The organism is Stenotrophomonas sp. (assembly GCF_032103445.1).
Lineage (GTDB): Bacteria > Pseudomonadota > Gammaproteobacteria > Xanthomonadales > Xanthomonadaceae > Stenotrophomonas.
In genome coordinates this window covers 54990-61800 of the sequence record NZ_DAMDFR010000022.1, presented here as the reverse complement: position 1 = coordinate 61800, position 6811 = coordinate 54990, and the positions used below count along the sequence as shown (strand labels likewise).

Sequence of the window (6811 nt, the reverse complement as noted above, 5' to 3'; positions counted from 1 at the left end):
GTTTCGGTGCTGCCGTAGGCCAGCGCCACCGGCAGCACGCCGGCGCTGCGCAGGCCGTCCAGCAGGGCCTGCGCCGTGGCCACGTCGGGCATGCGGCTGAGGCCGCCGAAATCCAGGATGACCGCGGCGCGCCCGAACAGCTTCGGCGCACGCGCCACGCGTTCGTGCATTTCCCGGGTCAGTCGTTCCACATCCAGGGTGCGGATGCGCAGGTTGGCGATACCCACCTGGCCGATCTTCAGTTCACCGGCCTGTTCAAAATCCATGTTCGCCGCCACTTCAGGTCCCCGTCGGTCGTTGCGCGCCCAGCGGCAGCCGGCGCTGGCCCACCCAGGGCACGTCCGGCAGCGTGTCGCCGTAGGTGTCGTGCACCCATTGGTAGCTGCACAGGTCCTTCAGCAGCATGCTGGCCCGCACATCCACGTGCGGCATGGTGTTCTGCCCGACCTCGCGGAAGCCGAAGCTGCCGTGGAAGAGCAGGGCTGCGTCGGCACCGTGGTCCAGGAACACTTCGCAGGTCAGCTGCGGATAGCGCAGCTCGGCGTAGCTCTGGGCGTCGGCGTAGAACGCACGGCCCACACCGCCGCCGCGGCGGCGGCTGGCCACCACGATGCGGTCGATGTAGAAGAATTTGCTGTCCAGGTGTTCTTTGAACCAGGCGAAGTTGCTGCTGTCGTGCTGGCTCTCGCTGCCGAAACCGATCAGGAAGCCGGCCAGGTTGCCGTCGCGTTCGGCGACCCGGAAATATTCGGCGGTTTCAAAGAACAGGCGCAGGCGGGCCGCATCCAGCGGCAGGATGGCCAGACCGGCGTTGTTGTTCAGGGCCAGGACGGAATCGAGCTCGTGCTCGCGCACGTCGCGGATGACAATCGACATTGTGACTCCGTGGGGTAACGCGGATGGTTCCCGAAGGAACCCTGCACCGGATTATTACATGGCCGGCCGGTCGGGTCACAGGCAAGGCATGACTTCTGCCCGGGTGCAGGGGCACAGGTTCAGCCTAAGATGCAGCCATGTTGGGATACCTCAGCCAAACCCGAGTTCTGCGACTGGCCGGCCTGTTCACCTGGGTCATGCTGGGTCTGCCGCTGGTCTATTCCCAGTACGAGGCGCTGCTGCGCCACGGCGGCGGGGTGGACCTGCCGGCGTTGCTGCTGTTCGTGGCGTATCTGACCTTCGGCGGCGGCTACCTGTGGCTGACCCGCGGGCTGCGCAATGGCGGCCACTCCGCCTGGTACGACCGCGCCATCCTGGTCCTGCTGACCATCTGCGCGCTGGGGGTGAGCTTCCTCAGTGGCTCGGGGCTGGGCAGCATCCTGATGATGGTCGCGGCCGGGGTCATTCCCTGGATGCTGCCGGCACGCGTAGGGGTGATCTGGCTGCTGGTCAGCCAGCTGGCGGTAGCCCCGGTCTATTACCTGTTCCTGCCGTTTTCCCTGTTTGAAGCGATCATGCAGTCGCTGCTGTATGGCGGCTTCTCGATGTTCATCTTCGTGACCAGCCTGGTGGCCCGCCAGCAGACCGACGCGCGCGAGGAGCAGCGCCGGCTCAACACCGAACTGCGCGCCACCCGCGTGCTGCTGGCCGAGAGCGCCCGGGTCAACGAGCGCACCCGCATCTCGCGCGAGCTTCACGACCTGCTCGGCCACCACCTGACCGCGCTCAGCCTGAACCTGGAAGTGGCCGGCCACATCACCGAAGGCCAGGCCCAGGAGCACATCCACCAGGCCCACACCCTGGCCAAGCTGCTGCTGACCGACGTGCGCGAGGCCGTGAGTCAGTTGCGCGACAGCGGGGCCATCGACCTGGCCGCCGCGCTGCGCCCGCTGACCGAGCAGGTGCCCTCGCTGGACATCCATCTGGACATCGAAGAGCCCCTGAGCGTGGAAGATCCTGAACACGCCCACGTGCTGCTGCGCTGCACCCAGGAGATCATCACCAACGCCGTCCGCCATGCCGGGGCCCGCAACCTGTGGATCCAGGTCCGTTGCGAGGAATCCGGGCAGGTGGTGGTGGAAGCGCATGACGATGGCGTCGGCGCTGACGGTATCGTGGTCGGCAATGGCCTGCGTGGCATGCGTGAACGCCTGCAGCAGTGCGGTGGCGAACTGCAGATTGAAACCCGCCGGGGCCAGGGCTTCCGCCTGCGCGCCTCGGTCCCCGGCGTGCCGGTGCTGATGCTGGCACCCTTTGAAGGAGCGTTGTGATGATTCGCGTCTGCCTGGTCGATGACCAAACCCTGGTGCGGCAGGGAATCCGCTCGCTGCTGGCGCTGGATGCCGGGATCGAGGTGGTGGCCGAGGCCGCCGATGGCCGTCAGGCGGTCGACCTGGTCCCCCAGGTGAAGCCGGACGTGGTGTTGATGGACATGCGCATGCCGGTGATGTCCGGACTGGAGGCGTTGCAGATGCTGTCGCGCCTCAACCAGTTGCCGCCGACGATCATCCTGACCACCTTCGACGACGACCAGCTGGTCCTGGCCGGGCTCAAGGCCGGGGCCAAGGGCTACCTGCTCAAGGACGTGACCCTGGAGCAGCTGGTCGGAGCCATCCGCACCGTGGCCGAAGGCGGTTCGCTGGTGCAGCCGGCGGTGACCCAGCGCCTGCTTTCGGGGCTGGAGCACATGCACAACGAGTTCGTCAGCCTGGACCGCCCGGACCCGCTCACCGACCGTGAAACCGAGATCCTGCGCCTGATGGCCAGCGGTTTCTCCAACAAGGAAATCGCCAATTCGCTGGGCGTGGCCGAAGGCACGATCAAGAACCACGTGTCCAACATTCTGTCCAAGCTCGGCGTGCGCGATCGCACCCGTGCGGTGCTGAAGGCATTCGAGCTCCAGCTTGTCTGAATCGGCCCGGCTGGCTACGGCACATTCCTTGCAGGACAAGGGTTTTGAAGGTCAGTTGGAATTCATTCAGGTGCGGGCGAGGGAAGAAATTCCCCGTCCCCCTACGTGCGGACGCGCGCGATGCGCTATCTTTCCGCTCCTTGTCTGTACAAAACCGCTGCCGGCATGGAAACCGGTGCGCCAATCCTGATCCATAACACCCGCGAAGCCTGCTAGGATTGGCGCTTCGCTTCAATCAACCCGGCCGTGGGATCGGCCCCGGAGACTCCTGAATGACCCGTATTATCGAGTTCCTGATCGCCTTGGGGATCGTGGCTGGCCTGTTCGTCATCATTGGCGTGGCGCTGCCGGGCGAACGCCATATTTCCGAAAGCATCGAGACCAACCGCAAGATGACGATCGTGTTCGACACGGTCAACAGCCTGCGCCGCTTCAAGGACTGGAACCCGCTCGTCCTGCGCGATCCCGCCGTTGAACTGAAGTACTCCGGCCCCGCCGCTGGCGTGGGTGCCCGCATGGACTACGCCTCCAAGGAAGCGTCGCTGGGCGAAGGCAGCTGGGAAATCACCGAATCCGAACCTGGCAAGCGCGTGGCCATCGCCATCGAAGACGTCAGCAAGGGTCACGACAAGAAGACCAGCTTCACCCTCGAGCCGACCGGCAAGGGTGGCCGCAACGTCAAGATCACCCAGGACTACAGCGTCAAGTACGGCTTCGACCTGTTCGGCCGTTACGCCGGCCTGTACGTCAGCCGTCACATCGGTGACGACCTGAAGCTGGGTCTGTCGCGCATGGCCAACATGCTGGCCACCGTGCCGAACATCGACTACCGCACCGCCGAAGCCCCGCTGACCGATCTGGCCATCGTGGACGTGGCTGCTGAAGACCTGCTGGTGGTGACCGCCGGTAACGTCGACCGCGGCCAGGAAACCATCACCAAGTCGATCAAGGACAACCAGGAGTGGATCAAGCGCGTGATGGAGGCCAACAACCTCGAAGCCGCCGGTCCGTTCCGCATCATCACCACCGACTTCGGCCAGGAAAAGTACGCCTTCGACATCGCCCAGCCGGTGAAGAAGAAGGGTACCGAAGGTGCTTCGGCTGAGCAGCTGACCGTCAAGATCGACGGCGGCGCACCGGTCAAGTACGTGCACGTGGCTCCGCACCGTTCCGCCCATGCTGCCTACACCGGCCACATGGCGGGTCTGGACATCGCCCGTAACGCCCTGCGTGCCTGGGCTGTCACCGGCGGCAACGAAGTCATCGACCGTCCGTACGAAACCTGGAAGGATGGCGTGGACAAGTCGTTCACCGCGGACGGCACCTACGACATCTACTGGGCTGTGAAGTAACCCAGCGGTTGATGCGATGTAACGCATGACCTCAAAACGCGCCGCTCACTGCGGCGCGTTTTTTTTGGCAGAAGGAATTCCACATGCTCAATCTCGAACGACGCGCGCGCAAACCCTCGCTGCTGGCCTGCTTGGGTGGGTTGCTTGCGGCCACCGCGGTCGGGCTGTCGGCCTATGCCTCGCACGGCATCAGTGACGCACTGGCGCAGTCGCACGTGAGCACTGCAGCGCTGTATGCCTTCGGCCACGGCGTGGCACTGGCGGTGTTGGGCGCAAGCCAGCAGAACCGGGTAGGGCGGTTGGCGCTGTATGTGCTGTTGCTGGGCACCCTGCTGTTCTCCGGCAGTCTGGTCGGTGGTGCGCTCTGGCAGCTGCCGACGTCATTGGCTCCGGTCGGCGGCAGTGCGCTGATCCTGGGCTGGGTGGTGTACGGGCTCAATGCCCTGAGGCGCTGACCATGCCCCGCTTCCGCCGCGGCTTCGATGTGCAGCAGGCCCACGACTGGCTGGCCCGGCGTGACCGCCGCCTGGGCGCATGGATGAAGCGGCTGGGACCGATAGAGGCTCCGCCCGGATGGGCGAAGTCATTCGACCCGGTCGATGCGCTGGCCCGGGCGATCCTGTTCCAGCAGCTCAGCGGCAAGGCCGCCTCCACGATTGTGGGCCGGGTCGAGACGGCGATTGGCAGCACGCGTCTGCATGCCGACACGCTGGGCCGGATCGATGACGCCGCGCTGAGAGTGTGTGGAGTATCCGGCAACAAGGCGCTGGCGTTGCGCGACCTCGCGCGGCGTGAGGCCGCCGGCGAGATTCCTGACCTGCGGCGGATGTCGGTGATGGAGCACGACGCCATCATCGAGGCGCTGGTGCCGATTCGCGGCATCGGCCGCTGGACCGTGGAGATGATGCTGATGTTCCGCCTGGGCCGGCCGGACATCCTGCCGATCGATGACGTCGGCGTGCGCAAGGGCGCGCAGCGGGTGGACAAGGCCGAGGCGATGCTGACCCCGAAGGCGCTGGCCGAACGCGGTGAGAAGTGGGGGCCTTATCGGACCTACGCCAGTCTGTACTTGTGGCGGATCGCGGATTTCAGCGAGGTGCCGAAAGCCGCGACCAACCGGTCGCAGGATTGATTACGCGTCCAGCTTAGGCGCGAACGCCGGGTCATCGCTGAGGCGGGCGCGGGCCGGGCGCGTGCGTACATTGGCCATGTGGTGGTGGTAGCGGTAGGTGGCGAAGGTGCCGCGAATGGCGACGAAGCCGAACACTGCGGTGAAACCCACGCCGCTCATGTTGCCTTCGCCGGTAGTGAACTTCAGCAGCGTGCCCAGTGTTGAAAGTGCCCAGAACGCGAGCACGATGGTGGCCACTGTGCGGCTGCGCTTGTAGACCCCGAAGGCCGCGAGCATGTAGATCGACGTCAACGCCAGAACAAGGCCCAGGAGCCAGCCTTGGAGCTGCTGCATGTTGGCAAGCATGATCAGCGCCATGATCAACATCCAGATGCCGGTCAGGACCAGCAGGATCCACATGTGCTTGATCCGGCTGGTAATTTCGCTTGGGACCGCATCGCGCCAGTCGAGCTGATCAGACGCACGCGCTGCGGGTGCCACCTTGCTGGCCTGGTACGGGCTGTTGTCTTCCATGACGCGGTATCCCCCTTGGATGGTCCGCGAAGATTAACGCCAGCTATACAAAACCGAAAGAGGGGTTTCCCCGACGTCGCGCCGTAGAGCCACGCCCTGCGTGGCTGCGCGATGTCAAACGTGGTCGCAGCCACGCAGGGCGTGGCTCTACGCGCCGGTCCAGTACCAGTGCCAGGGCTCGTACACGATGCCGTGCGGGTTATCGCGCGGGTAGCTCAGCCGGAACCCATGCCCGCCGGCATTGGCCAGCAACCACGCAAATGCCGGCGTGGCCTCGAAACTCTCTTCCGCCGGCGGTTCCCCCGGGCTGCTGATATCCAGCGCACGCCCACTGTGGTGCTCGCTGTACCCCGGCGCAGCATTCACCTGCAGAATCTCCTGCACGTTCAGCCCGCGCGCACGCTTGCGCTCGAAAATGCCCAGCTGGTAATCGTGGCTGCGGTAGCCGGAGATCGCCTCCAGCGCGATGCCGTCCTGTGCCGCGTGCAGCTGCAGCCGCCGCCACGCCAGCGCGGCACCGTGCTGCAGCCACAGTGGCCGCCGGTAGCGGTCGAACCCGGCCAACCGCAGCTGCGCAGGCTCGGCTTCCAACGCCAGCCCGGTATCAGCCTCATACTGGTCCGCATCAATGCCCAGCTGCTCCAGGCGCAGTTGCAGTCCGCTGAGCGGCAGCAGGGCGGTCGGCTGTGGTCCTCGGCTGCGGCCCAGTTCAAGCCGCTCCAGCGCATCCAGCGCCTCGTCAATACCGGCCTCGCGCATCAGGTGCGGCACCAGCGGCAGCACGCCTTGCGCATTCACCACGGCAAGGTAGCGGCCATCCGCTTTGCGTCGCAGCACCCACTGCGCCTGTGCCAGCGCACGCGCGTCGGCATTGCTGCGCGCACGCAGCAGGCCGCCGGGCCACAGCTCGATATCGGCGGTGTTGGTCAGCAGGGCAGGGAAACTACGCATGCCGCCAGCTTAGCC

Annotated in this window: 8 protein-coding genes and 1 pseudogene; 5 read left to right on the top strand and 4 right to left on the bottom strand. The window is 65.6% G+C overall.

Going from position 1 to position 6811, the window contains the following annotated elements:
• Together minC and RT551_RS10365 are read right to left on the bottom strand one after the other, a co-directional pair.
• Positions 1-266: pseudogene (gene minC, locus RT551_RS10370) on the bottom strand (septum site-determining protein MinC); the annotation flags it as partial.
• A gap of 13 nt (positions 267-279) precedes the next feature.
• Positions 280-876 (bottom strand): GNAT family N-acetyltransferase, encoded by a 597-nt coding sequence (locus RT551_RS10365; protein WP_313458262.1) that lies wholly within the window; start codon positions 874-876, stop codon positions 280-282.
• A 137-nt stretch (positions 877-1013) separates the two neighbouring features.
• On the opposite strand from RT551_RS10365, the gene RT551_RS10360 reads away from it, so the two are divergent.
• The 5 genes from RT551_RS10360 (at position 1014) to RT551_RS10340 (ending at position 5332) form a co-directional block, all read left to right on the top strand.
• Entirely contained in the window at positions 1014-2207 is a 1194-nt protein-coding gene (locus RT551_RS10360; RefSeq protein ID WP_313458259.1) for a sensor histidine kinase, read from the top strand.
• Positions 2207-2848, top strand: coding sequence for a response regulator transcription factor (locus RT551_RS10355; RefSeq protein ID WP_313458256.1), 642 nt, complete (start codon positions 2207-2209; stop codon positions 2846-2848). The genes RT551_RS10360 and RT551_RS10355 overlap by 1 nt, the downstream gene beginning before the upstream one ends.
• Before the next feature lie 272 nt (positions 2849-3120).
• Positions 3121-4200, top strand: coding sequence for an SRPBCC family protein (locus RT551_RS10350; RefSeq protein ID WP_313458253.1), 1080 nt, complete (start codon positions 3121-3123; stop codon positions 4198-4200).
• An 83-nt stretch (positions 4201-4283) separates the two neighbouring features.
• Complete coding sequence (locus tag RT551_RS10345) at positions 4284-4655, top strand: DUF423 domain-containing protein (protein ID WP_313458250.1); 372 nt, start codon at positions 4284-4286, stop codon at positions 4653-4655.
• 2 nt (positions 4656-4657) lie between these two features.
• Positions 4658-5332 (top strand): DNA-3-methyladenine glycosylase, encoded by a 675-nt coding sequence (locus RT551_RS10340; protein WP_313458248.1) that lies wholly within the window; start codon positions 4658-4660, stop codon positions 5330-5332.
• On the opposite strand, the gene RT551_RS10335 is transcribed toward RT551_RS10340, so the two are convergent.
• Together RT551_RS10335 and RT551_RS10330 are read right to left on the bottom strand one after the other, a co-directional pair.
• The gene (locus tag RT551_RS10335; protein ID WP_313458246.1) at positions 5333-5845 is read right to left on the bottom strand and encodes a hypothetical protein; all 513 of its coding nucleotides are present in this window, start codon (positions 5843-5845) and stop codon (positions 5333-5335) included.
• 147 nt (positions 5846-5992) lie between these two features.
• On the bottom strand, positions 5993-6796 hold the full coding sequence (locus tag RT551_RS10330; protein WP_313458243.1) for a D-alanyl-D-alanine carboxypeptidase family protein: 804 nt from the start codon (positions 6794-6796) through the stop codon (positions 5993-5995).
• Positions 6797-6811 lie beyond the last annotated feature (15 nt).